General features: G+C 69.9%; 24 protein-coding genes. 12 read left to right on the top strand and 12 right to left on the bottom strand.

All coding sequences use genetic code 11. The annotated features are described in order from the left end of the window. Positions 1–559 precede the first annotated feature (559 nt). Positions 560–754, bottom strand: coding sequence for a hypothetical protein (locus tag WA670_RS09395; protein ID WP_037715467.1), 195 nt, complete (start codon positions 752–754; stop codon positions 560–562). Positions 755–1,025: 271 nt separating this feature from the next. Here WA670_RS09395 and WA670_RS09390 point away from each other — a divergent pair, with 271 nt between their 5' ends. After that, on the top strand, positions 1,026–2,006 hold the full coding sequence (locus WA670_RS09390) for an MCE family protein (protein ID WP_336157519.1): 981 nt from the start codon (positions 1,026–1,028) through the stop codon (positions 2,004–2,006). Here WA670_RS09390 and WA670_RS09385 read toward each other — a convergent pair. Then, on the bottom strand, positions 1,996–2,877 hold the full coding sequence (locus tag WA670_RS09385) for a class I SAM-dependent methyltransferase (RefSeq protein WP_240691242.1): 882 nt from the start codon (positions 2,875–2,877) through the stop codon (positions 1,996–1,998). The genes WA670_RS09390 and WA670_RS09385 overlap by 11 nt on opposite strands. Positions 2,878–2,923: 46 nt before the next feature. Beyond that, on the bottom strand, positions 2,924–3,343 hold the full coding sequence (locus tag WA670_RS09380) for a PaaI family thioesterase (RefSeq protein ID WP_134669808.1): 420 nt from the start codon (positions 3,341–3,343) through the stop codon (positions 2,924–2,926). Between the two features lie 83 nt (positions 3,344–3,426). On the opposite strand from WA670_RS09380, the gene WA670_RS09375 reads away from it, so the two are divergent. Continuing rightward, complete coding sequence (locus WA670_RS09375) at positions 3,427–3,846, top strand: MarR family winged helix-turn-helix transcriptional regulator (protein ID WP_037817063.1); 420 nt, start codon at positions 3,427–3,429, stop codon at positions 3,844–3,846. Between the two features lie 345 nt (positions 3,847–4,191). Here WA670_RS09375 and WA670_RS09370 read toward each other — a convergent pair whose 3' ends face one another. Further along, positions 4,192–5,106, bottom strand: a complete 915-nt coding sequence (locus WA670_RS09370) for a proteasome assembly chaperone family protein (protein ID WP_134728155.1) — start codon at positions 5,104–5,106, stop codon at positions 4,192–4,194. Positions 5,107–5,280: 174 nt separating this feature from the next. On the opposite strand from WA670_RS09370, the gene WA670_RS09365 reads away from it, so the two are divergent. From WA670_RS09365 to WA670_RS09340, 6 genes are all read left to right on the top strand, one after another. Beyond that, complete coding sequence (locus WA670_RS09365) at positions 5,281–5,793, top strand: PH domain-containing protein (RefSeq protein ID WP_238604391.1); 513 nt, start codon at positions 5,281–5,283, stop codon at positions 5,791–5,793. 74 nt (positions 5,794–5,867) lie between these two features. Next, positions 5,868–7,319: a PH domain-containing protein gene (locus WA670_RS09360; RefSeq protein ID WP_336157682.1), complete on the top strand. Its 1,452-nt coding sequence runs from the start codon at positions 5,868–5,870 to the stop codon at positions 7,317–7,319. Positions 7,320–7,381: 62 nt separating this feature from the next. Then, positions 7,382–8,137: an IclR family transcriptional regulator gene (locus tag WA670_RS09355; RefSeq protein WP_051729280.1), complete on the top strand. Its 756-nt coding sequence runs from the start codon at positions 7,382–7,384 to the stop codon at positions 8,135–8,137. A gap of 16 nt (positions 8,138–8,153) precedes the next feature. Continuing rightward, positions 8,154–8,672 carry a GNAT family N-acetyltransferase gene (locus WA670_RS09350; protein ID WP_336157518.1) on the top strand — a complete coding sequence of 173 codons (519 nt, stop codon included), beginning with the start codon at positions 8,154–8,156 and terminating at the stop codon, positions 8,670–8,672. A gap of 356 nt (positions 8,673–9,028) precedes the next feature. Continuing rightward, complete coding sequence (locus WA670_RS09345) at positions 9,029–9,226, top strand: hypothetical protein (RefSeq protein ID WP_037715481.1); 198 nt, start codon at positions 9,029–9,031, stop codon at positions 9,224–9,226. Between the two features lie 1,314 nt (positions 9,227–10,540). Beyond that, positions 10,541–11,422 carry a hypothetical protein gene (locus WA670_RS09340; protein WP_336157517.1) on the top strand — a complete coding sequence of 294 codons (882 nt, stop codon included), beginning with the start codon at positions 10,541–10,543 and terminating at the stop codon, positions 11,420–11,422. 66 nt (positions 11,423–11,488) lie between these two features. On the opposite strand, the gene WA670_RS09335 is transcribed toward WA670_RS09340, so the two are convergent. The 3 genes from WA670_RS09335 to WA670_RS09325 all read right to left on the bottom strand — a co-directional run bounded on the left by WA670_RS09335 (position 11,489) and on the right by WA670_RS09325 (position 14,456). Continuing rightward, on the bottom strand, positions 11,489–12,760 hold the full coding sequence (locus WA670_RS09335) for an aminotransferase family protein (protein WP_336157516.1): 1,272 nt from the start codon (positions 12,758–12,760) through the stop codon (positions 11,489–11,491). 69 nt (positions 12,761–12,829) lie between these two features. Then, on the bottom strand, positions 12,830–13,114 hold the full coding sequence (locus tag WA670_RS09330) for a hypothetical protein (protein WP_037817077.1): 285 nt from the start codon (positions 13,112–13,114) through the stop codon (positions 12,830–12,832). Between the two features lie 13 nt (positions 13,115–13,127). Beyond that, entirely contained in the window at positions 13,128–14,456 is a 1,329-nt protein-coding gene (locus WA670_RS09325; RefSeq protein WP_275293372.1) for an MFS transporter, read from the bottom strand. Between the two features lie 247 nt (positions 14,457–14,703). On the opposite strand from WA670_RS09325, the gene WA670_RS09320 reads away from it, so the two are divergent. Next, positions 14,704–15,381 carry a GntR family transcriptional regulator gene (locus WA670_RS09320; RefSeq protein WP_336157515.1) on the top strand — a complete coding sequence of 226 codons (678 nt, stop codon included), beginning with the start codon at positions 14,704–14,706 and terminating at the stop codon, positions 15,379–15,381. A 2-nt stretch (positions 15,382–15,383) separates the two neighbouring features. Here the strand turns inward: WA670_RS09320 and WA670_RS09315 are convergent, their stop codons facing one another. Genes WA670_RS09315 through WA670_RS09305 form a run of 3 tightly spaced genes read right to left on the bottom strand, consistent with a single transcriptional unit; the run spans position 15,384 to position 17,021 of the window. Then, complete coding sequence (locus tag WA670_RS09315) at positions 15,384–15,812, bottom strand: EVE domain-containing protein (RefSeq protein WP_336157514.1); 429 nt, start codon at positions 15,810–15,812, stop codon at positions 15,384–15,386. Continuing rightward, complete coding sequence (locus WA670_RS09310; protein ID WP_336157513.1) at positions 15,809–16,660, bottom strand: NAD(P)H-binding protein; 852 nt, start codon at positions 16,658–16,660, stop codon at positions 15,809–15,811. The genes WA670_RS09315 and WA670_RS09310 overlap by 4 nt, the downstream gene beginning before the upstream one ends. Next, the gene (locus tag WA670_RS09305) at positions 16,653–17,021 is read right to left on the bottom strand and encodes a VOC family protein (protein WP_275293376.1); all 369 of its coding nucleotides are present in this window, start codon (positions 17,019–17,021) and stop codon (positions 16,653–16,655) included. Before WA670_RS09305 ends, WA670_RS09310 begins: the two co-directional genes overlap by 8 nt. Before the next feature lie 63 nt (positions 17,022–17,084). Between WA670_RS09305 and WA670_RS09300 the strand changes: the two genes are divergently transcribed. After that, complete coding sequence (locus WA670_RS09300; RefSeq protein ID WP_037817085.1) at positions 17,085–17,534, top strand: MarR family winged helix-turn-helix transcriptional regulator; 450 nt, start codon at positions 17,085–17,087, stop codon at positions 17,532–17,534. Position 17,535: 1 nt separating this feature from the next. Here the strand turns inward: WA670_RS09300 and WA670_RS09295 are convergent, their stop codons facing one another. Beyond that, positions 17,536–19,182 carry a thiamine pyrophosphate-binding protein gene (locus WA670_RS09295; protein WP_275293377.1) on the bottom strand — a complete coding sequence of 549 codons (1,647 nt, stop codon included), beginning with the start codon at positions 19,180–19,182 and terminating at the stop codon, positions 17,536–17,538. A gap of 184 nt (positions 19,183–19,366) precedes the next feature. On the opposite strand from WA670_RS09295, the gene WA670_RS09290 reads away from it, so the two are divergent. Beyond that, entirely contained in the window at positions 19,367–20,734 is a 1,368-nt protein-coding gene (locus WA670_RS09290; protein WP_037817087.1) for a WS/DGAT/MGAT family O-acyltransferase, read from the top strand. A 66-nt stretch (positions 20,735–20,800) separates the two neighbouring features. Further along, positions 20,801–22,030: an MFS transporter gene (locus WA670_RS09285; protein WP_037817088.1), complete on the top strand. Its 1,230-nt coding sequence runs from the start codon at positions 20,801–20,803 to the stop codon at positions 22,028–22,030. On the opposite strand, the gene WA670_RS09280 is transcribed toward WA670_RS09285, so the two are convergent. Further along, positions 21,987–22,472 (bottom strand): MaoC family dehydratase, encoded by a 486-nt coding sequence (locus WA670_RS09280; RefSeq protein WP_037817090.1) that lies wholly within the window; start codon positions 22,470–22,472, stop codon positions 21,987–21,989. The genes WA670_RS09285 and WA670_RS09280 overlap by 44 nt on opposite strands. Between the last annotated feature and the right edge of the window lie 30 nt (positions 22,473–22,502).

Here is a 22,502-nt window from a genome sequence, read left to right as displayed (position 1 = left end):
GGGTGGGCTGCTCTCAGGCGAGCGATGAAGCGTTGGGAGGGAAGGCTTGCGCGCGGAAGGAGCTCGGCACACGGCGGCCGGACGGCACGCGGAGCGGGGGAATCTAGGGCGGGGCAATTGGCGGCTTGGCAACGTGAAGAAGTTTGCGGTGCCAAGCCTGAGTTTGCTCAGGCACGATCCAACCCCCGCCAGATCCCGCGGAGAACTGAGTTGCTCGGGCAAGGACGCGACCCCCACCGGGCACCGGGCACCGGGCACCGGGCACCGGGCACCGGGCACCGAGGTTCGTTCAGCCAAGCTGCAGCCCCGCAAGGTCGCCAGGCGCGCTCAACCGCCCGGTCAGCCCGTCGCTGACCGAACTCCCGGCGGGGTTACCCCACCCGCCAGTGTCAAAACCCCGCATCGAACGCCGAGCCGTTCAGCCCGTCACAACCCGGCCGCAGCCAGCCCGGCCCTCCCCAGGGCCAGGCTGGCGCATCAAACCATCCCGCAACCGGCCCGCACCGGCAGCGGCGTCTTCCCCCGGAACCTCGGGACAACCCGGCGGAACCGGAGCGCCTCAGGCGACCTCGGTGCGGCTGCCGCCGGGGGCGTGCAGCCCCAGCATGTCCAGCAGCAGGGCGCATTCCTGCGCGTCCTTGGCCCGCGACGCGACGGCCAGCGCTGCCTTGCGGCGGCGTTCCTCCTGCCGGGCCGCGTCCGTGTCGTCCACGAGGTCTGGCGCCGGGTGCAATCCGGTGGTCAGGTCTCGCATGGTGGCTCCTCCCCGATCGGCGTGGGCGCGGGTTTTCCGCGCTCCCTGCACACCCCTTCAACGGCCGACCCGCACCGGATGTTCCGATGACTCCGGTCACGTCAGCCAGTCAGGCCAGAATGGCACACGACGGGAGCCGCCGGGTGCGACCGCCGGAAACGGGCCGTGCGCAGGGCGGGAAGTCCAAGCGTCCTAAGTGGACACAACAGGAAAGCGCCCATTCGGGTGGCGTGAGTGGCCTCACCCGGCCGGGCGAGCCACTATCCACGCTGTGCATCCCGACCGGCGCCCCGTGCGCACCGCTCTCGTCGGGCTGACTGTGCTCGCCCTCGGCGTCCTCGCCGCGCTCCAGGCGCCGAATCTGCCGATCATCGGCGACGGCACCGCGTATGCCGCCGAGTTCAGCGAGGCCGCGGGGCTCCAGACCGGCAACGACGTGCGGGTCGCGGGGGTGAAAGTCGGCCGGGTGTCGGAGGTTTCGCTCGACGGCGCGTCCGTCCGGGTGTCGTTCCGGGTGTCGGGGGCGTGGCTCGGGGACCGGACATCCGCGTCGATCCGGATCAAAACGTTGCTCGGGCAGAAGTATCTCGCGCTCGATCCGGTCGGCGTCGGGTCGCTGGATCCGGACACTCCGATTCCGCGCGACCGGACCACGGTTCCGTATGACGTCCTGCCCGCGTTCCGGCAGCTGGCCACGACCGTCGACGCCATCGACACCACTCAGCTCTCACAGAGCTTCCGCGCCATTTCCGACACGTTCGCGCACACCCCGGCCGACGTCCGCGCCACGCTGACCGGACTGTCGCGGCTGTCCGATTCCCTCTCCGCCCGCGATACGAAACTGGCTCACCTTTTGGCTCAGGCACGCACGGTTTCCGCCACTCTCGCCGACCGCGACACCCAGCTGACCCGGCTTCTCACCGACGGCAACCAGCTGCTGGACGAGGTACAGAAACGCGAATCGGTTATTCAGTCACTGCTCGACGGAGCCCGCCGGTTGAGCAGCGAGGTGTCCGGACTCGTCGCCGACAACGACCGCGAACTGGGCCCGGTGCTCGCCCAGCTCGACCAGCTCACCGCGTTGCTCGAACGAAACCGCGTCTCGCTCGCGGACGGAATCCGCGAACTGGCCCCGCTCGTCCGCTTCGCCGCGAATCTCACCGGCAACGGCCGATGGATCGACGGTTACCTGTGCGGCCTGATCCTTCCCGCGATCGGACCGGTCAACGAGCACGGCTGCTTCAGTCCATGAGCCCCGGCCCGCCGGTGATCCGCACGGTGACCTGGTTGTCGTTGTACGTGTAGGCCTCGTAAGAGAACTCGACGCCGGTCTTCTCGACGTGCTCGGTCCACGCCCGGTACTCGTGCCGTTTCCAGCCGGGGAAGTTGAAGAACTCGTCGAAGTGCACGATGCTGCCGACGCGCAGCCGCGGGCCGACGTTGTCCAGCACCGTCTTCGCCGAGCTGTAGAGATCGCCGTCGACGTGCACGAAATCGACCGGACCGGAGTGCTTCTCGAGGAATCCGGGCAGGCTGTCGGAGAACAGTCCGACGACGAGTTCGGCTCCCGGCACGTCGGGCAGATCGTCGCGGGCGAAGGCGCCGGCGGGCATGCCGTTGAGCCACGCTTCGGGCAGGCCGTCGAACGAATCGAAGCCGTACACCTCGGTCGCCTCGCGCGCGGCGGCGATGGTGCGCAACGTGTTTCCGGACGCGACGCCGAACTCCAGCGCCATCCCGCCGGTGGGCGCGAGGGAAAGCGCATATTCCAGTGTTTCCTTAGGGCTGCCGAAATGCTGTGCCCCGATCAGGCTTTCGCGCGCGAAGACGTTGCTCTCCAACGCCGCGTCCTGATCGCCGGCGTACACGATGTCGCGACGGCTGCGGATCTCGAACTCGACCACGCGGTCCAGCAGGCGGTCGCCCTGCCTAACGACCTCCGACCGCAGGTCCTCGCGCGTCCGTTCCAGTTCCGCGCGCAATTCCGCGCGCAGTTCGGTGATCTGCTCGGCGTGGGGATCGTGCAGGCGGGCCGCGGCCCGGCGCAGCACCAGGCCGGCCTTCCGGCGCAGCGCAGGGCCCAAAGTCCTTGTCGTCAGCCGATCTTGGCTTTCCTGGTTCATCCCGGGACGATAGCGGACAACCGGAAACCCGTCCGAACTGCCCGGTCTACCCGGAAGCCGCCGACCGCCTGACCACCGCGGATCCTTGTGCCGCCGCGCATAACGTCGCGTTTCCTTCTCCGTCCACTGTGTACAGATCACAGCGGCACGTTGCCCGCGAACGGCTTGCTTGGACGACCGTCGCTTCCGCCCGCAGCAGCACGCCGTCCGCGGGCACGAGGTAGTCGATGGAAAAGCCGCTCGTCAGCAATTGCGGACCGAGCACGGTTCCGGCGGCGAAGGTGAGCGCGTTGTCGGCGGCGTAGGCGAGGACGCCGCCGTGCAGATAGCCGTTCTGCTGCCGCAGGTCGTCGCGGACGTCCAGTTCCAGCACCGCCCGTCCGTCGCCGAATTCCTCGATCCGCGCGCCGAGCAGAACGCTGAACGGTTGCGCGGCCAGCCCGGCGCGCGCGAAGTCTATGTCCATTTTCAGTCCTCACTTCAGTAGTGAAGTACTTCAGTAGTGAAGTGAGGATGGCGGCGCGGAGAGAACACTGTCAAGATCCCCGCATGGCCGCCGACGAACGTCTTTTCTTCCTGCTGCAGAGCGCGGCGCACCGGCTGCGCGTCGAGGGCGACCGCCGCTGCCTCGCCGCGGGCGGCGTGACGACCGCGCAGCTCGGCGCTCTGCTCGCGGTGCACGACCAGCCCGGGCTCACCCAGCGGGAATTGGCCACTGAGCTGGGCCAGCGCGAATCGGCGATCACCGCGATGACCGGACGGCTGGTCGACGCGGGGCTGATCGTCCGGCAGCAGCATCCGGAACAGCACCGGGCGCTGGTCCTGGACCTGACGGCGGAGGGGAACGCGACGATCGCCCGGTTGCGGCCGGTGATCGAGTCGTTCAACCGCGAGTTGCACGCGCTGCTCGGGGACGCGTTCGGGCCGACCAGCGAGGCGTTGCGGTATCTCGCTGGCTGGCCGGGCTGACTCGGCCCCAAGCCACGCTCATACGGCGCACGCTGGGTGAACCCGCTGGCCGGTGCGCCTCCTCGCGACGCGACTGTGCGTGAGGGGAACCCTGACGGAATCAGATTCCCTGAGGGGCCCCCTCACGCACAGTCGCGGAAGCGCGCCGGGCAGCGTTAGGGGCCGGTCCGGGTGCCAGGCCGCCCAACGCACCGGCTAGCTTCACCAGATGTCACCCGCCACACGCGCCCCCGCAGCCTCGCGGCAACGTGCGGGCCGCACCATGTCCGGTGTGGCGATCATGGCGGCCCGGCTCTGGTGGGCTTGGCAGACGGTCCGGTCCGCAGGCGTTGCTTACCTCGCGGCTCAGCGTTCGGAGCCGTCCCCGCCCTGTTCGGCGAGGAATCGTTCGAACTGCGAGCCCAGTTCGTCCGCGGTCGGCATGTGTTCCTGCGATTCGGCGAGCAGGCTGTGCCCGGACGCTTCGGTGAACGTGTCGTACTGACGTTCCAGCGCGCGCACCACGTCGGCGGATTCCTCGGATTCGGCCACCTGACGGTCGATTTCCGCCTTGGCCACCTCGGCCGCGGTGCGGAGTTCGCCGTCGGGCAGGCGCAGGCCGGTGGCCTTGCCGATCGAGTCGAGGATCGTCAGCGCGGCGGCCGGGTAGGTCGACTGCGCCAGGTAGTGCGGCACGTGCGCGGCGAAGCCCATCGCGTCGTGGCCCCATTCGCCGAAGCGGTACTCCAGCATCGCGGCGGCGCTGCCCGGGACCTGCATGCGGTTCGGCAGCGGCTGGTGCTCGCCGACCAGGTGTTCGCGGGTCGCGTGCGCGGTGACGCCGAGCGGGCGCGTGTGCGGGGCGCCCATCGGGATCCCGTGGTACCCGACGGTGAGCCGCACGCCCCAGCGCTCCACCAGCTGCCGCACGGCGGCCGCGAACAGCTCCCATTCGCGGTCCGGCTCAGGGCCGGACAGCAGCAGGAACGGGATGCCGTCGTCGTCGTGCAGCAGGCGCACGACCAGCTCGGGGGCCTCGTATTCCTCCCAGTGGTCGACCGCGTAGATCATCGACGGGCGGCGCGACCGGTAGTCGATGAGCCGGTCGACGTCGAACCGCGCGATGACCCGGTTCTCCACCTCGCCGGCAAGGTGGTCAGTGACCAGCTGCCCGGCCGACCCCGCGTCCATGAAGCCCTCGAAGAAGTGCAGAAGCACCGCTCCGTCCAGGTCGGGGACGTCCGAGTCCACCTCGTACAGTTCCTCGGGATCGAGTCCCACCGGATCCTCCTGCTGCTCGCTTGCACGGACGTACGCGATACAACGCGGCCCGGCTGCGAATCCATCCCGCGCGCGGCGGAAATAGTAACGCCCCGCACTCACCAGCCACCCCGGATCGGGGCATCGTGACACTTGTCGTGGGCATCGACCCCCGCGCTCAGGCACTCTGAGCACGTGAACATCGAGGAATCCACCACGCTTGAACTGCGGCTGCGCCCGCCCGAACACCGGGTGAGCCGCCGGGCGATCGGCCACTGGGCGGCGTCCGCGGGGGCGGGCTGGCTGCTCGTGCTCGCGGTGCAGGCGGTGGTGGTCGCGACCGCGGACGACCCGCCGTCGTGGCTCACGGTGACGCTGCTGCTCTCCTGCGTGCTGGCCCCGCTGCATCTGCTCGTCATGCCGCAGTGGCGCTACCGCGTGCACCGCTGGGAAGTCACCGGCGAGGCCGTCTACACCCAGTCCGGCTGGCTGAAGCAGGAGTGGCGGATCGCGCCGATCTCGCGGATCCAGACGGTCGACGTCGAACGCGGCCCGCTGGAGCAGCTGTTCGGGCTGGCCCGGCTCACCGTCACGACCGCGTCCGCCGCCGGGCCGCTGCGCATCTCCGGACTCGACCGCGACGTCGCGGTCGCGCTCGCCGACGAGCTGACCCGCACCACCCAGGCCGTGCGCGGGGACGCGACGTGAACGCGACCGCACCCTCCGCGCCTATCTCGGCCGAAGGCGCCGGCGACGCGCCCTGGCATCGTCTCGACCGCCGGATGTTGTTGATCCGCCCGGTTCTCGACCTGGTGAAGTCGCTGCCGGTGCTCGTCGGCGCGCTCGTGCTCGGCCACGGGAACTACTGGCAGTGGATCGGTCTCGTCGCCACCGCGGTGACGATCGGCGTCGGCATTTCGCACTGCCTCACCTCGCGCTATCGCGTCACCGCGACCCAGATCGAATGGCACACCGGATTGCTGCTGCGCAAGCAACGCGCGATTCCGCTCGATCGAATCCGTACCGTAGACGTGCTTTCGGAACCGAAACATCGGCTTTTCTCGCTGTCTGCGGTACGAATCGGTACCGGACGCCATGATCACGGAAAAGGTCCGGGCAAGGACCAGTTGGTCCTCGACGCGGTCACCCGCGCCGAAGCGCAGCGGCTGCGGACCCTGTTGCTGCACCGGAAACCGGCGGAAACCGAAGCGGCGCAACCGCCCGAGTCGCTCGTCGCCGAGGTCGACAAACGCTGGGTGCGCTACGCACCGTTCACGTTGTCCGGACTCGCGGTGGTCGCCGCGATCCTCGGCACGGTCTATCACTTCGCGCACGAACTGCACTTCGATCCGACGAGTTTCGGGCCGCTCCGCGACCTCACCGCACGCGCGCTCGAGCAACCGGTGTGGCTCACCGTGGTGCTGGCCGCGGCCGGGCTGCTCGTGCTGGTGTCGGTGCTGTCGGTCGGCGGATACGTGTTGTCGTTCTGGAACTTCCGGCTCACCCGCGAACCCGGCGGCACGCTGCACATCCGGCGCGGGCTGATCACGACGCGGTCGGTGTCGATCGAGGAGGACCGGTTGCGCGGCGTCGAGATCAAGGAACCGTTGCCGCTGCGGATGGTCGGCGGCGCGAAGTGCGTCGCGGTCGCGGCCGGACTGCGCGAGGGCAAGGGCGCGGACCGCGGCGGCGGCCTGTTGCTGCCGCCGGCTCCTGCCGGGAAAGCCCGGGAGATCGCGAGCGAGGTGCTCGGCGAGGACTTCGCCAATGTCCCCCTCGTGCGGCATTCGCGACGCGCACTGACCCGCCGCATCACCCGCGCTGTGTTCGCTGTGCTGGCGCTTTCGGCCGCGCTGTTCGCGCTGGCCCGGCTCGATATCCTGCCGGAATGGCCGTGGCAGGCCGCGCTTGTGCTGCTGCCGTTCGCGGTGCTGGCCGGCTTCGACCGGTACCGCTCGCTCGGCCACGCGATCACCGGCCGGTATCTGGTGACCCGTTCCGGGTCGCTGGCCAGGGCTACGGTCGCGGTCCGGCGTGACCGGCTCACCGGGATCGTCGTGCAGCAGTCGCTGTTCCAGCGACGGGCCGGGCTGGTCACCGTCATCGCCCCGGTCGCCGCCGGTCGCGGGCACTACCGCGTGCTCGACGTGGAGCAGGGCGCCGGGCTCGCGCTCGCCGACGCCGCCGTTCCCGGATTGCTCACGCCGTTTCTTGCTGTGTCAGAAAAACCGTGACCTGTGGTAATTTACCGACGCGTTCGTGACTGAATTCGGTGCTCCTACGGAGAGGTTTCAGGATGTCTGAACCCGGACTCCGTCGCACGGCCGGCGCCAACAGTTCCCGGAAAGTGCTCCAGTTGCTGTTGTCGTTCACCGAACAGCGCTGGGAGGCCAGCGTGGCGGAACTCGCCGAGGTGGTCGGCAGCCCGGTCGCCACCACCTACCGCTACGTGCAGTTGCTGAAAGAGCTGCAGCTGCTCGAGGAGTCGCGGTCCGGGCGGTACCACCTCACCAGCCGCGTCATGCCGCTCGCGCGCGCTGCCCGGCTCGCGAACGACCTGGCCAGGGTGGCGCGGCCGCTCATGGAGGAGGCGGTGCGCGAACTCGGCGAGACTGTGCTGCTTTTCCAGCACTTCGGCGACGTCGCGGTGTGCAGCGACCGGGTGGAATGCGACCGCCCGATGCGGTTCACATTTCAGCCGGGGCATTCGACCCCGCTCGGCGTCGGCGCGACCGGGAAGATGCTGCTCGCCCTCCTTCCCGACGGCGAACGCGAACGCCAGGTCGCCCGGATCTCCGCGGAACGCGGCGCCGAGGTGCGCGACGACCTCAAGGACGCGCTGGCCAACCGCTACGTGCAGAGCTGGGGCGAGATCGAGGACGGCGTGTGGTGCTGCTCGGTGCCCGTCGACGTCGACCGGCACCGGCCGAGCGTGCTGACCTTCGTCGGGCCGGCCACCCGCATCGGCGACGCGGAGCGCGAACGAGCGATCATGGCGTTGCGCGGCTACGCCGGGCAGATCGCAAAAGCGATTTCCGAGTACTCCGTGTAGCCGTAAAGTCGGGCCAGTGATCCGTCTCGCTGTCCCCGCCGATCTTCCTGCGCTGCCTGACCTCGAACGTGCTGCCGGAGAACCGTTCCGGACCCTCGGCATGGCCGAGATCGCCGATGACGCTCCGCCTTCGGTCGACGAGCTCTCCGTGTTCCAGTCCGCGGGCCGCTGCTGGGTTTGGGACGACGGCGGGACGATCGCGGCGTACGTGCTCGCCGATGAGGTCGACGGTTTCGGGCATGTGGAACAGGTTTCGCTGCTGCCGAGCCACGTACGCCGCGGTTTGGGGCGGGCGCTGATCGAGACGGTCGGGGCGTGGGCCGCGGAACGCGGGCTGTCCGGGCTGACGCTGACGACGTTCGCCGAGGTGCCGTGGAACGCGCCCTACTACGAGCGGCTCGGATTCCGCGTGCTGGCCGACGAGGAGCAGGGTCCGGCACTGCGGGAGATCCGGCGGGCGGAGATCGCACGGGGGCTGGACCGGTGGCCTCGGGTGGCGATGATGCGGTCTTCCCGCGTTTCTGGTGTGGGATAGGCGGTTTCGGCGCTGTTCGGACTGATTCCGTTGGGGTCGCCCGCGCCCCGGATCAGTCCGACAGTCCCGCGTTGGGGCAAGCGAGCTCACGACACTTCCGACTCGCTCCGGCCGCTGCCCGGAACTTCACTCGCCGCCGCTCGCCTGGTCGGCCAACCCGACGATGTCTCGCGGGTTTTCCTTGCCGGGCTGGCGGTCTTTCCGCGTCAGCCGCGCGTGGGTCGCTCGGGAGGGGGACCTGGATTGCCGCGGGAATCGAACACGTGTTCTACTGGATGGGCCGGCCCCGGAGGGGGAAGCTCCGCGGGCCGGCACCCAGGCAGAACGTGTCCGTCGATCGATCCCCAGGAGGCAGTGTGGCGGTCAAGATCACCCACCTCGCCAGTGGTCAGCAGGTCCGCTTCGCGAACGCGGACGGCGCCCGCCGCTATGCCGAAATCATGGGCGGCGGAGTGGACAAGTGGCGGTTCACGATCGTCCCCGGGGACAGCGGTGCTCCGGGGATGCCCGCGGCGGTCGTCAACGTACCGGTGTGGCGGACTGTGGCTCGGTGAGTGCGGCACCGGCGATGGGCGGCTTTCTGCGGTGGCTCGGTGGGCTCCCGGTGGTTGCGGCCCGGCAGCGGGCGGCTTTCGCAGAGGGCTCGGTGGCTTCCGGGGATTGCGGCCTGGCAGCGGGCGGCTGTCACCGGCAGCTCGACGGCCCCCGGTGAGTGCGGCCCGGCAGTGGACGGCTGTCGCCGAAGGCTCGACGACCCCCGGTGAGTGCGACCCGGCAGCGCGCGGCTGTCGCCGAAGGCTCGGTGGCTTCCGGTGATCGCGGCCCGGCAACGGGCGGCTGTCGCCGGTGGCTCGACGGCTCCCGGTGAGTGCGGTCCGGCAACGGGCGGCTGTCACCGACGGCTCGACGGCCCCCGGTGATTGCCGCCCCGCGACCGGTGCCACTCCCCCGACGGCTCCCCGGCGATCGTCGCCCGGCTATCGGCGATCCTCTCCGATGGCATCCCGTGATCGCCGTCCAGCGACCGGCAGCACCGCCCGACGGCTCCGCGCGATCGCAGCCCGGCGATGAGCGGCTGGCACCGGCGGCTCTCGGCGATTCCCGCCCCGCGACCGGTGGGGCTTCCGGTGACGCCCGGCAATTGCCGTCCGGCAACCGCCGCTCAGTGGGCGTCGCAGCGGCCATCCGCCTGATGCGATTTCCGCTCGGTGCCAGTCGCCAAGCAGCGGTCCCGGCGGTGCCCGGCGATTCCCGTCCGGCGACCGGCGGCACTTCCCGGTGACGCCCGGCAGTTGCCGTCCGGAGACCGCCGCGCAGCGAGCGGCACAGCGGCCATCCGTCTGACACGGCCCCACTCGGCGACGGTCCCCGAGCAACTGTCCCGGCCACCCCGCACAAAGGTCACCGAGCTGTCCGGTGACCGTCGCCAAGCGGCCGTCACCCGGTCACCACTCAACCGCCGCCCGGAGCCTCCCCGAGAGACCGTTGCCCGTCGACAGCAAGGCAATCCGCCGACACACCACCGTCGTGCCGGTCAGCGGGACAACGTCACCTGCTGTTTGTTGCTTACCGGCCACGCTGTGTGCTCCACTGTCGATCACCCACTGCTGTAAGTCCCGCGTCTGCGGGACCGCCGCTTGTCAGCAGCGACCACCTCGGCACGGTCCTGCGATCCGTGCCCGACGGACAGAAGGAGCGGCTCCTTGCTTGCGCACCAGCGTGGAACACATCTGCGTGGAAACAGTCGGCGTGGAAAAATCCGGGGCACCGTCGCGTTGGCGGTCCTCGCGCTCGCGGTCGGGGCCGGCGCGGCTCACGCGGCGCCGGCGGCTGCCCCGAAGGCTACGGCGTGGCCTGGCGGGTCGAAGGTGGCCATCGCCGACGACTCCGGGGTTTTCGGCAGCAACCTCAGCGGCGTGTCGTACGAATCGCCCACCGTGTTGTGGGCGGTGAAGAACGGCCCCAGCACCCTGTACCGGCTCGTCCAGGACGGCGCCAAGTGGCGGCCCGACACCGCCAACGGCTGGTCCGAGGGCAAGTCCATGCACTACTCCGACGGCAGCGGCGACCCGGACGCCGAAGGGGTCGTCTTCACCCCGGACGGCGTCTTCACCGCCACCGAGCGCGACAACGACGACGGCGACACGAGCAAGCCCGCCGTGCTTCGGTACGCGACCTCGGGATCGGGCAAGTCGCTCAACGCGACCGGGGAGTGGGACCTCACCTCCGACCTGCCGTCGGTCGAGCCCAACAAGGGGCTCGAGGCCATCTCCTGGGTCCCGGACTCGGCGCTCACCGCGCACAAATTCCGGGACGAGCACACGAAAGCCGCCTATAACCCGGCGAGCTATCCGAACCACGGGACCGGCCTGTACTTCGTCGGGCTCGAGGACAACGGGAAGGTCTACGCGTACGCGCTCGACCAGTCCGGGGGCAAGTACACGCGCGTCGCCACCATCGACAGCGGGTTCCCGGCGATCATGGATCTCGAGTACGAACCGTCGACCGGCCACCTGTGGGCCGAATGCGACAACACCTGCAAGGGCCGCACCAGCACGCTCGACGTCAACTCCAAGGGCGCGTTCGCGGCCACCGCGCAGTACGACCGCCCGTCCGGGATGTCGAACTACAACAACGAGGGCTTCGCCATCTCGCCGACCTGCGCGAACGGAAGCAAGCAGGTCGTGTGGTCCGACGACGGCAACGACGACAACCACGCCCTGCGCACCGGAACGCTCTCCTGTAAGTAGTCCTTTGTGGACAGACAACTGCGGCGGCACCGGAAAACCCGGTGCCGCCGCAGTGTCGTAAGAGTGTCAGTTCTTCAGCAACCGGTCCAAGGCCCGCGGGACGGCCGTGGCCAGCAGGTCCAGTTCCGCCTCTTCGGCGACCAGCGGCGGCGACACCGCCATCCCCTTGCCGAGCGAGCGCACGATCACGCCCTCCTCGAGCAGGAACTTGTGCAGCCTGCCGGGCGCGCCCGGGTCCGCGGCCAGCAGGTCCGGCGCGAGTTCCACCGCGGCCAGGAATCCCAGCCCGGCCCGGACCTCCGCCACCGCCGGGTGCCCGACCGCGCCGGACAGCGCGTCCGCGAGCGGCTTCTCCAGTGCCTTGCCGCGCGGGATGATGTCGTCGCGCTCGTAGATGTCCAGCGTCGCGTTCGCCGCGGCGCAGGCGACGGGGTGCCCGGCGTACGTCGCGCCGTGGCGCAGGATCGGCGCGCCCGGACGGCCGGTGAAGAACGGCTCCGCCACGTGCGGCGCGACCAGCAGCACGCCGAGCGGGATCGTCCCGCTCGTCACGCCCTTCGCCGTGGTCACCAGGTCCGGCTGCACCGACCAGCGGTCGATGCCGTACCAGGTGCCGAGCCTGCCCCACGCGCAGATCACGCAGTCCGCGACGAACAGCACCTCGTGCTTGCGGCAGATCGCCGCCACTTCCTCGATGTAGCCGTCCGGCGGAAGCAGCACGCCGCCCGCGCCGATGACCGGTTCGCAGAAGAACGCGGCCACCCGTTCCGGCCCCACACGGAGGATCTCCTGCTCCAGCGCCGCCGCGTTGTCATACGGCACCTGCGAGAAATCCGCGGCGGGCGGACCCCAGCCCTCCGCGTTCGCCGGAATCCCGGCCGCGGCGGTGCCGAATCCGTGCGTGCCGTGGTAGCCCTGGGTCCGGCTGATGATGTGGGTTTTCTCCGGGCGTCCGGTGTGGACGAAGTAGGACCGCGCGATCTTCACCGCGGTGTCCACCATGTCGCCGCCGCCCGAGCCGAGGAACACCTTCGACCCCGGCACCGGAGCCAGCTCGGACAGCCGCGAAGCCAGCTTCAGTGCCGGTTCGTTCGCGACGCCGCCGAACAGGTTGTACGCGTCGAGCTTCTCCAGCTGCTCGGTCACCGCGCGGGTGATCTCGGGGCGGCCGTGCCCGAGGTTCGAGTACCACAGCGACGCGGAGGCGTCGAAGTAACGGCGGCCCGCGTCGTCCCAGACATAGGACCCCTCGCCGCGGGTCACCACGAACCGGTTTCCGTCGACCGCGCCCATGTCCGCGAACGGGTGCCACAGCGGGTTCGGCTGCTGGTCCGGCATTGCTCCTCCTCGGGGTCGGCTCAACCGGCCGGCGCCGCGGGGAGCGGCGACCGGCCGCCGCCGCCCTTTCTACCCGCCCGGCCGGGGATCGGCGAACCGCGACCCCTCGACGCGCGCCATCGCGGAACCCCGCAGCCCGTGGGCCCGATGGCTCCGATGGCGCTGACCCCGGCCGGGCAGACCAGGCGCCTGCCGCCGCGCCGGACGGCGGCAGGCCAGCTCGCCCTTGTACAACTCGGCGGCGCGGACCAGATCGGCGTAAGCCTCGACGTGGATCCGGTTGATCGCGTCGTGCGCTTCCCGGGCGGCCGCGTCGAGCCACGCGCAGTAGTCGCTTCGGGTCTGGGTCCGCATCGCGCGCCCCCGCTCAGACGTTTTCGACGGTGGTTGCCTGTGCGCTCGAAGGCGCGGAACTCAGCGACGCGCCCTTCCGGTCCTTGACGAAGAAGCTGGTGACCAGGCCGATCAGAGTCATCACGGCGAGGTAGCCGCCGACCGCGTAGACCGTGCCGGTGCTGGTCTGCAGGCTTTCGGCGATGGTCGGCGCGAACGCCCCGCCGAGCACCGCGCCGATCGCGTACGAGATCGCCGCGCCGCTGTAGCGGACTGTCGTCGGGTACATCTCCGCGTACAGCGCCGACTGCGGGCCGTAGGTGAACCCGAGCCCGACCGAGAACAGGAACAGCGCCACCAGGAGCAGTCCGACGTTGGCCGTGTTGATCAGCGCGAAGAACGGGAACATCCACGCCAGCTGGATGACGAACCCGATCCGGTAAGTGCGGACGCGGCCGATCCGGTCCGCGAGCCAGCCGCCGACGAGCGTGCTCACCAGCCAGGCGACCGCGGACAGCATCACCGCGATCAGCACGGTCGACCGGCCGAGGTGCAGGGTCTTCGTCGCGTACGACTGCACGTATCCGCCGGTGGTCATGTACCCGACGGCGTTGTTGGCCGCGAACAGCAGCGCGCCCGCGACGACCAGCTTCCAGTGGTGCCGGAACAACTGCACCAGCGGCATGCTCGAGCGCGCCTTCTTCTCGCGGACCTCCTCGAACACCGGGCTTTCCGCGACCCGCGACCGGATCATCAGTCCGGCGACGATCAGCACCACGCTCAGCAGGAACGGGATCCGCCAGCCCCACGCCAGGAACTGCTCCGGCGAGGTCAGCGCGGTGACCAGCGCGAGGACGCCGTTGGCCAGCAGCAGCCCGATCGGCACGCCGATCTGCGGGAACGCGCCGTACAGCCCGCGCCGCTCGGCAGGCGCGTGCTCGACCGCGAGCAAAGCCGCCCCGCCCCATTCGCCGCCGGCCGAGAGCCCCTGCACGATGCGCAGCAGCACCAGGATGATCGGCGCCCACACCCCGATCGACGCGGTGTTCGGCACCAGGCCGATCAGCACCGTCGAGATCCCCATCAGCAGCAGGGTGAGGATCAGCATCGCGCGCCTGCCGAGCCGGTCACCGAGGTGTCCGGCGATCACCGCCCCGATCGGGCGGAAGAAGAAGCTGATGCCGACCGTCGCGAACGACACGATCAGCGCGTCCTTGCCGAGGACCGCGAAATACTGCGTCGCGAACACCAATCCGGCGCAGATCGCGTAGATGAAGAAGTCGAACCATTCGATAGTCGTGCCGACCATCGCCGCCAGGACGACGCGGCGGTGCTCTCTGCTGATCCCGGACGTGCGCGGCATCGCGCCTCCCCTGCTGACAGTGCTTCAGGCCGTGCCAGATCGTATATAATCAGCCGCCACCCCGACAAGCTTCAATCAGGTAACTGAGCAGGCCTTTTGTCTACAGTGGTCGAAACTGGCAGCGTGCCCGCCGATTCCAGCCAGTGGCCACAGCGGGCAGATGGTATATTATTTAGCAGAGCGAACGGACCGGTTACGGTTGCCTGGACACCCCGCCGCGGCGGGTGGCGAAGGGGAGGCGACAGGGATGTCCACCACGCACGAGCAGGCGGGGCTGAGCAAGAGCCAGCACACGTATCAAGTGCTGAAGTCCCGGATCACCGCGGGCGAATACCCGGCCGGGCACCGGCTCGTCCTGGGTTCGCTGGCCAAGGAATTCGACGTGAGCACGGTCCCGGTGCGGGAAGCGGTCCGGCTGCTGCAGGCCGAGGGTCTCGTGCACTTCGAACGCAACGTCGGCGCGACCGTCGCGGCGATCGATCCGGTCGGCTACGAGCACACGATGCAGATGCTCGCGATCGTGGAAAGCGCGGCGACCGCGCTCGCCGCGCCCCATCTGACGGCTGACGACCTCGCCGAGGCGCGCGAGCTCAACGACCGGATGCGCGCCGGCCTCGGCCAGCTCGAACCGGTCGAGTTCACCCGGCTCAACCACGAGTTCCACGAGGTGCTCTACACCCGCTGCCCCAATCCGAGCCTGGTCGACCTGGTCAAGAAGGGCTGGGCCCAGCTCGCCACGATCCGCGATTCGACCTTCTCGTTCGTGCCCGCCCGCGCGCTCGCCTCCGTCGCCGAACACGACCAGCTGCTGGACCTGATCCGCTCCGGTTCCGGGGCCGAATGGATCGAGCACTGCGCGCGGGCGCACCGGTCAGCGACGCTGGACGCGTTCCTCAGCTGGGACGCGGACGCGCACCATAGCTGACTTCACGCGGTCATCCGCGCGAGGATCGTCGCGAAATCCTGCTGCGGCACGGGAAACAGACCGCGGCGAAACGGCAGGCCCCAATGCGCGGGGTCGGTGACAAACGACAACTGGCCGACCAGCGGCTTCGCGTCCACCCGCGCGCAAGCGTGGAAGGAAGCCGCGAGCCGCCACGGCCGGAAGTCGTCGCTGACGTAGGCCTGGTAGGGCTTTTCGCCGGTGATGGTGGCCCACGCGGTGAACTGCCGGACCGGCGAGCCGCCCTGCAAGCTCGTGCGCGGCGAGTAGAAAATCATCTCGTCGCCGGGACGCGGCTGGCGAAGGCGTTTGCCCGCACCGTGATCCGCCTGGGTGAAGCCGCCCTCGATGGCGGCTTCCACGTGGTCAAGGCTGACGGTGTTGATCCAGAAGCGCTGGGCAAAGGCGTTCACTTCGCGGTCAGCCCTTCGACCAGACCGGTCGTCGGCCTGCCGAGAAGCCGGGAAAGATCGTCGCCGACCCGCGCGAAAACCCCGGCAGCAATGGTTTCGTCCAGACTGACCAGGAAATCGGCCATCTCGTCGGCCATCCCCGTTTTGCGGAGCAGCGCCCGCAATTCCCCGGGAGTGACCGGCTGATAAGCGACGTCCCGCTCCAGCACCACCGACATCGCTTCGGCAATGTCGGCGTAGGTGAAATCCGTGTCGCCGGAAAGGTTGTACGTGACGTTGTCGTGCCCTTCGGTGGTGACCACGACGGCCAACGCCTCGGCCAGATCCTTCCGGCTGGCCGCCGCGACAACAGCGTCACCGGTCGCCGCGGCGAGAACGCCGGTGAAGCGGGGGCCGGCCAGCGACTGGACGTAGTTCTCGATGTACCAAGTGTTCCGCAGGATCGTGTACGGCACGCCGGACTCGACAAGGGTCTTCTCGGTCGCTCGGTGGTCCGCGTTGATTCCGAACCGGTCGTCGTCGGCTCGGACTCCGCTGGTGTAGTAGAGATGCCGGACGTTCTTCGCGGCTTCGATGACCGACTCGTGCTGCGCGAGGCGATTCTCGTCGCGGCCCGAGATCAGCACGAGGTCCGAATGCCGCGCGACCAGGTCCGCGACGCCAGCCTCATCCGACAGGTCGACGGACGCGGCACGGAACCCGGCGGACGCGAGTTCCGCGAGACGAGCCGGGTTGCGTCCGGCCGCGGTGATCGTCTCGGGACTCTTGCCCCGCTCGACCAGCGCGTCCAAGACGTGCTGGCCGAGTGCTCCGGTAGCCCCGAAAACGAGGGTGCTCGCCTCAGCCACGGTCGTGGAGGGTGACGTGGTAGCCGTCGGGGTCGGCGAAGGTGAACGTGCGGCCGAAGGGACCGTCGATCGGCGCGGAGACGATGGGGTGCCCGTCGGCGACGAGCGCGTCGTGAATGGCCTGGACGTCGGTGGCGAGCAGCCAGATCGCGGCGCCGATGCCGGGCTGCGCGACGGAGGCGAGGTCAGTGCCGGGAACGACCTCGCGGAGAGCGAACGCGATCGGCTTCGTCTCGAAGACGACGGCGTGCGGCGGTCCGGCCGGCGAGCGGACGAGGCCGAGGTAGCGCTCGTAGAACGCCTGGGAAGCGTCCAGGTCACGCGCCTGGAGGGAGAGGAAATCGGGGCCGATGGCGGGCACGGTGCTGCTCCTTTTCTTCGTGTCAGGTTCCTGACACGAGCCACTGTATGTCAGAATCCTGACATGAGTCAAGACGGCGCTGGGGTCGACCTGGACAAGTCGCTGGGCTACCTGCTGAAAGAGACGTCGAGCGCGTTGCGGGCGGCCATGGAGGAGGTGCTGCGTCCGCTCGGGATGACGGTGACGCACTACTCCTGTCTCGAACTGCTGGCGCAGCGGCCGGGCCTGTCGAATTCCGAACTCGCGCGCGGCACGTTCGTGACCCGGCAGTCGATGAACGTGCTGCTCCAGGCCCTGGAGCGGGACGGTTACGTGACCAGGCCCGCGGAAGCGCCCGTCGGGAAGGCCCTTCCCGCCCGGCTCACGCCGCGCGGACGGCGGAGCCTGGAGAAGGCGAGCGCCGCGGTCCGGGCTGTCGAGGTCAGGATGCTGTCCGGGCTGACCGAGGCCGAGCAGGCGGACGCGTTCCGGATCCTGCGGAGCATGGCCAGTTCCCTGCGGGACGGCGGATAGCTCAGCCGCGCGGTTTGCGGTACCAGCGCGGCGAAGTGTTCAGCGGCGGCTTCAGTTTCGCGCGCACCACCAGCACGTTCGGCTCGTCCGATTCGACGAATTCGCTCAGCAGACGGCGGAACGCGCGGCCGAAGCCGGACACCCGGTCCGCGTGCACGCCGAACGAACGGGCCAGTCCGACGAAATCCGGGCTGTCCCAGTCGACCCCGCGGTGCGGCAGTCCTTCCTGGTCCTGGTCGAAGCGCAGCATGCCGTAACCCCCGTCGTCGACGACCACGACCGTCACCGGCAGCTGTTCCTCGGCGAGCGTCGCCAAATCCCCTACCGCGTAAAGGAAACCGCCGTCGCCGGTGACGCACAGGACGCGCCCGCCGCCCGCCGCCTCGGCCGCCGCGCCCGCGCCGAGCGACGCCGGGAAGCCGTAGCCGAGCGTGCCCCAGCCCATCGGGTACGCCAGCCGCCGCGGCGCGCGGACCCGGTGGAAGCCGCCGATCCAGTATCCGGCGACGCACATGTCCGTGACGATCGTCCCGTCCGCCGGGAGCACTTCCTCCAAAGTGGACAGAAAATCGGCGGCCTGCGGTTCCTCGTCGCGGATGCGCCTGCGCACCCGGCGACCGATCCCGGCCAGCCGCGCGGTCAGTTCGTCCAGGCCGGGCCGCGTATCCGGATGCAGGGATTCGACGACGCGGCGGGCGTCGCCGACCAGGGTGACGTCCGGACGGTAGTTCTTCGCCGCGTCGCCCGCGTCGACGTTGATCGCGATCAGCTTCGGCGGCGCGGGCATCTGCCAGTTCTGCGTCATCAGGCCGTCGAAATCGGTGCCGATCGCGAGCACCACGTCGGCCTCGTCCCACAGCTGGCCGACCTCCGGCGCGTGCACCGGATTCGGGGCCAGGCAAGGATGTTCGGGCGGAAGCAGGCCGCGCGCGCCGAAGGTGGTGACCACCGGCGCGGCCAGCCGTTCAGCGAGATGCCCGATCGCTTCGCCCGCTTCGGAGCGCAACGCGCCGCCGCCCGCCCAGATCAGCGGACGGCGCGCGGACGCCAGCAGCTCCGCCGCGCGCGGCAGATCCGGCAGGTCGAGCACGCGCTCGGCGGGCGGCGCGGGCGGTTCGCGCGGCGGCGTGGTCTCGCGGAGGAAATCGGTCGGAATGCCCAAATACACCGGACCGCTTTGCGGCATCAGCGCGAGCCGGGCGGCGCGGTGCAACGTCGCGGCGATCTGGTCCGCGCGGTGCACCGTGAAACCGGCTTTCGTCACCGGGGCGAACATCGCCTGCTGATCGGAGGTTTCGTGCAGCACTCCGCGCACGACACCCGGACGGCGCAGCGTCGACGGAATGTCCGTGGCGATCACCAGCACCGGAGCCGCGGACGCCATCGCTTCGCCGACCGCGCCGAGCGTGTTCGCCGCGCCGGGTCCGGTGGTCACGAGCGCGACGCCGAGTTTTCCCGTCCTGCGCGCATAACCGTCGGCGGCGTACCCCGCGGTCTGTTCGTGCCGGACGTTGACGAGCCGGATCCCGGTGTCCGCCAACGCCTCCCACAGCGGCAGGTTGTGGACTCCCGGCAGGCCGAACACCACCTCGGTCCCGAGAGCCGTGAGCGCGTCCCCCAGCTGCTGAGCTCCAGTCCGTCCTGCCACGCCAGCGATGGTATCCGCCTCGCGTAAGCAGCTGCAGACAACGTCACCGGACAGGGGTTGTCATCGCCGCGCGGCCCCGCTGTCCCCCGTCCGGCCGCGAGATCTGAGGCGCCGCCTTTTTCGTGCGTACACTCCGGGTGCCGGGGACGCCGAGGTCCCCGCGGCAGCGGAAAGGGGTGGCCGAATGCCGTTGATGCCGGTGACCGACTCGATGTTCCTGATGGTCGAGACCCGCGAGCACCCGATGCACGTAGGCGGGCTCCAGCTGTTCCGCAAACCCGACGGCGCGGGCGACGACTATCTGCGCGACCTCCGCCGCTCCCTGCTCGAATCGGACAACATGCGCGGCGTGTTCCGGATGCGGCCGAGCCGTCCGGTGAACACCGTCGGGCACGTGCGCTGGTCGCGCGACACCGATCTGGAACTCGACTACCACTTCCGGCACTCCGCGCTGCCGCAGCCGGGCCGGATCCGCGAACTGCTCGAACTCACCTCGCGCTGGCACAGCACGCTGCTCGACCGACACCGGCCGCTGTGGGAAACGCACCTCATCGAAGGACTGCGCGACGGCCGGTTCGCGGTGTACTCCAAGATCCACCACGCGCTGATGGACGGCGTTTCGGCGCTGCGGCATCTGCAGGGCACGCTGTCGGACGACCCCGCTGACCTGGACTGCCCGCCTCCGTGGGGTTCGCGCGACAAGCCGGCCGCGAACCGCAACGGCCGTGCCTCCGCGTCGCCGTTCGCCCTCGTGGGCAAGACGTTCGAGCAGGTCGCGGGCATCGCGCCGGCCGCGGCGAAGGTGGCGCGCGAGGCGTTCCGCGAGCACCGGCTCACGCTGCCGATGCAGGCGCCGAAGACGATGCTGAACGTGCCGATCGGCGGTGCGCGCCGGTTCGCCGCGCAGTCCTGGCCGCTCGACCGGGTGCGCGAGGTCGCGACGGCCGCGGGCGTGTCCCGCAACGACGTGGTGCTCGCGATGTGTGCCGGCGCGCTGCGCGACTACCTGATCGAACAGAGCGCGCTGCCGGACGCGCCGCTGGTCGCGATGGTCCCGGTGTCGCTGCGCCGCCGCGACTCCGGCGACGCGACCGGCAACAACATCGGCGCACTGCTGTGCAACCTCGCCACCGACCTGACCGATCCGGCGCAGCGGCTGGCCGCGATCTCGGAGTCGATGTCGAACGGCAAGAAGCTGTTTTCGCAGCTGTCGCCGTTGCAGACGCTGCTGCTGTCCGGGATCAACGTGGCCCAGCTGGGCGCGTCGCCGATCCCCGGAGTCGTCGGCAACACGCGGCCGCCGTTCAACCTGGTCATCTCGAACGTGCCCGGCCCGCGCAAGCAGATGTACTGGAACGGCGCGGCGCTCGACGGCATCTACCCCGCTTCGGTGCTGCTCGACGGGCAAGCCCTGAACATCACGCTGACCAGCAACGGGGACAATCTCGACTTCGGCGTCACCGGGTGCCGGCGCAGTGTCCCGCATCTGCAGCGGATCCTGACGCATCTGGACACCGCGCTCGCCGAACTGGAGTTCGCGACGCGGGGGTAGCCCGGGCACTGGATGGCGCCGGAGACGGCGTGGTTATTCGATTGACAGCCGCGGGAGGCTCGGCCGGTGAGCCTCCTGGAGCCGTTGCGGCACCGCAGTTTCCGTGCCCTCGCCGCCGGGCGGACGCTCGGCACCTTCGGCAATTCGGTCGCTCCGGTCGCGCTCGCGTTCGCGGTGCTCGACCGCACCGGGTCGGCGGTCGATCTCGGGCTGGTCGTCGGGGCGCGGTCGCTCGCGAACGTGCTGCTCCTGCTTTTCGGCGGCGTGCTCGCGGACCGGCTGCCGCGCGCGGTGATCCTCCAGGGCACCGAGATCGCGGCCGGGCTCAGCCAGGCGCTGATCGCCGCGAGTGTCCTTTGTGGATTCTCCTCGGTCCCGTTCCTGATCTCGCTGAGCGTGGTCAACGGCGCGGTCTCGGCGATGTCCTTGCCCGCGTCGGCGGCGATCACCCCGCAGACCGTGCCGCGCGACCTGCTGGCCCCGTCGAACGCGCTGCTGCGGCTGCTGGTCAACGGCGGTCGCATCGCCGGGGCCGGAGTCGCCGGGGTCGCGGTGGCGGCGGTCGGATCCGGCTGGGCGCTGGCGGTCAACGCGCTGCTGTTCTTCGCCGCCGCGCTCGCCTACCACGCGGTCCGGCTGCCGCGCGCCGAACGAGCGCCGGGCAGCAGGCCGATCGCCGATCTGATCGCCGGATGGCACGAATTCCGGTCCCGCACCTGGGTGTGGGCGGTGGTGGCGCAGTTCGCCGTCGTCAACGCCGCCGGTTTCGGCGCGCTCACGGTCATCGGGCCGGTGGTGGCGGACGAGACGTTCGGGCGGTCCGGGTGGGGACTGGCACTGGCGATGCAGACCGCGGGCGCGCTGCTCGGCGGGCTCGTCGCCGCGCATTGGCAACCGCGGCACGCCTTGTTCATCGGGGTGGCTCTGGTGACGATGGACGCGCTGCCGGCACTCACGCTCGGCTGGTGGCCGTCGCTCGTCCCGGCGCTGATCGCGATGCTGGTGGCCGGGCTGGCGATGGAGCAGTTCAGCGTCGCCTGGGACGTTTCGCTGCAGGAACACGTCCCGCCGGACCGGCTCGCCCGCGTGTATTCCTACGACATGCTGGGGTCGATCGCCGCGATGCCGCTCGGGCAGATCGCGGCGGGTCCCCTCGTGCAGCACTTCGGCCGCGAAACGGTGCTCGTCACGTGCGGGGTGCTGGTCGTCGTCGCCACCGGGCTCGCGCTGTGCAGCCGGGAGATCCGGCAGCTCACGAACCGGCAGGCGGCACCGGTCGCACCGACAGGAAGTTGACCGCGCTCGCGCTGAACACCAGTTCGTCGTCGCCGTTGAACAGTTCCATCTTGGTGCGCACGAGGCCGCGGTCGGGCTTCGACTTCGACAGCCGCGCCTCGGTGACGGTCGCCCGCATCCGCAGCCGGTCCCCCGGCCGCACCGGACGCGGCCAGCGCAGTTCGTCGACGCCGGGGCTGCCGAGGCTCGCGACCGACGACAGGTAGTGGTCGGCGAACATCCGCATCATCAGGCTCGACGTGTGCCAGCCGCTCGCGATCAGCCCGCCGAACGGGCCCTCCTTCGCCGCCACCGGGTCGACGTGGAAGCTCTGCGGGTCGTACTTTTCGGCGAACTCGATGATCTCCGCCTCGGTGACGGTCGTGTCGCCGAACTCGTACACCGATCCCTCGGGGTAGTCCTCGAACCAGCGGTCGTCGATGGGCGCGGTGAACTCGGTCATGCGGGACAGCCTGCCACAGCTTGTCACCGG

This window comes from Amycolatopsis sp. VC5-11, assembly GCF_037034185.1.
GTDB classification, from domain to species: domain Bacteria; phylum Actinomycetota; class Actinomycetes; order Mycobacteriales; family Pseudonocardiaceae; genus Amycolatopsis; species Amycolatopsis nivea.
The sequence above is the reverse complement of the archived record's forward strand: the minus strand, read 5'-3'. Positions and strand labels throughout refer to the sequence as shown.

Bases quoted from the DNA above. Each gene is read 5' to 3' on its own strand.
- WA670_RS09320 (WP_336157515.1), top strand. From the start codon at position 14,704: ATGTCCACCACGCACGAGCAGGCGGGGCTGAGCAAGAGCCAGCACACG.
- WA670_RS09335 (WP_336157516.1), bottom strand. From the start codon at position 12,760: ATGCCGGACCAGCAGCCGAACCCGCTGTGGCACCCGTTCGCGGACATG.
- WA670_RS09325 (WP_275293372.1), bottom strand. From the start codon at position 14,456: ATGCCGCGCACGTCCGGGATCAGCAGAGAGCACCGCCGCGTCGTCCTG.
- WA670_RS09360 (WP_336157682.1), top strand. From the start codon at position 5,868: ATGTTGTTGATCCGCCCGGTTCTCGACCTGGTGAAGTCGCTGCCGGTG.
- WA670_RS09375 (WP_037817063.1), top strand. From the start codon at position 3,427: ATGGCCGCCGACGAACGTCTTTTCTTCCTGCTGCAGAGCGCGGCGCAC.
- WA670_RS09280 (WP_037817090.1), bottom strand. From the start codon at position 22,472: ATGACCGAGTTCACCGCGCCCATCGACGACCGCTGGTTCGAGGACTAC.
- WA670_RS09380 (WP_134669808.1), bottom strand. From the start codon at position 3,343: ATGGACATAGACTTCGCGCGCGCCGGGCTGGCCGCGCAACCGTTCAGC.
- WA670_RS09355 (WP_051729280.1), top strand. From the start codon at position 7,382: ATGTCTGAACCCGGACTCCGTCGCACGGCCGGCGCCAACAGTTCCCGG.
- WA670_RS09300 (WP_037817085.1), top strand. From the start codon at position 17,085: ATGAGTCAAGACGGCGCTGGGGTCGACCTGGACAAGTCGCTGGGCTAC.
- WA670_RS09290 (WP_037817087.1), top strand. From the start codon at position 19,367: ATGCCGTTGATGCCGGTGACCGACTCGATGTTCCTGATGGTCGAGACC.
- WA670_RS09385 (WP_240691242.1), bottom strand. From the start codon at position 2,877: ATGAACCAGGAAAGCCAAGATCGGCTGACGACAAGGACTTTGGGCCCT.
- WA670_RS09395 (WP_037715467.1), bottom strand. From the start codon at position 754: ATGCGAGACCTGACCACCGGATTGCACCCGGCGCCAGACCTCGTGGAC.
- WA670_RS09330 (WP_037817077.1), bottom strand. From the start codon at position 13,114: ATGCGGACCCAGACCCGAAGCGACTACTGCGCGTGGCTCGACGCGGCC.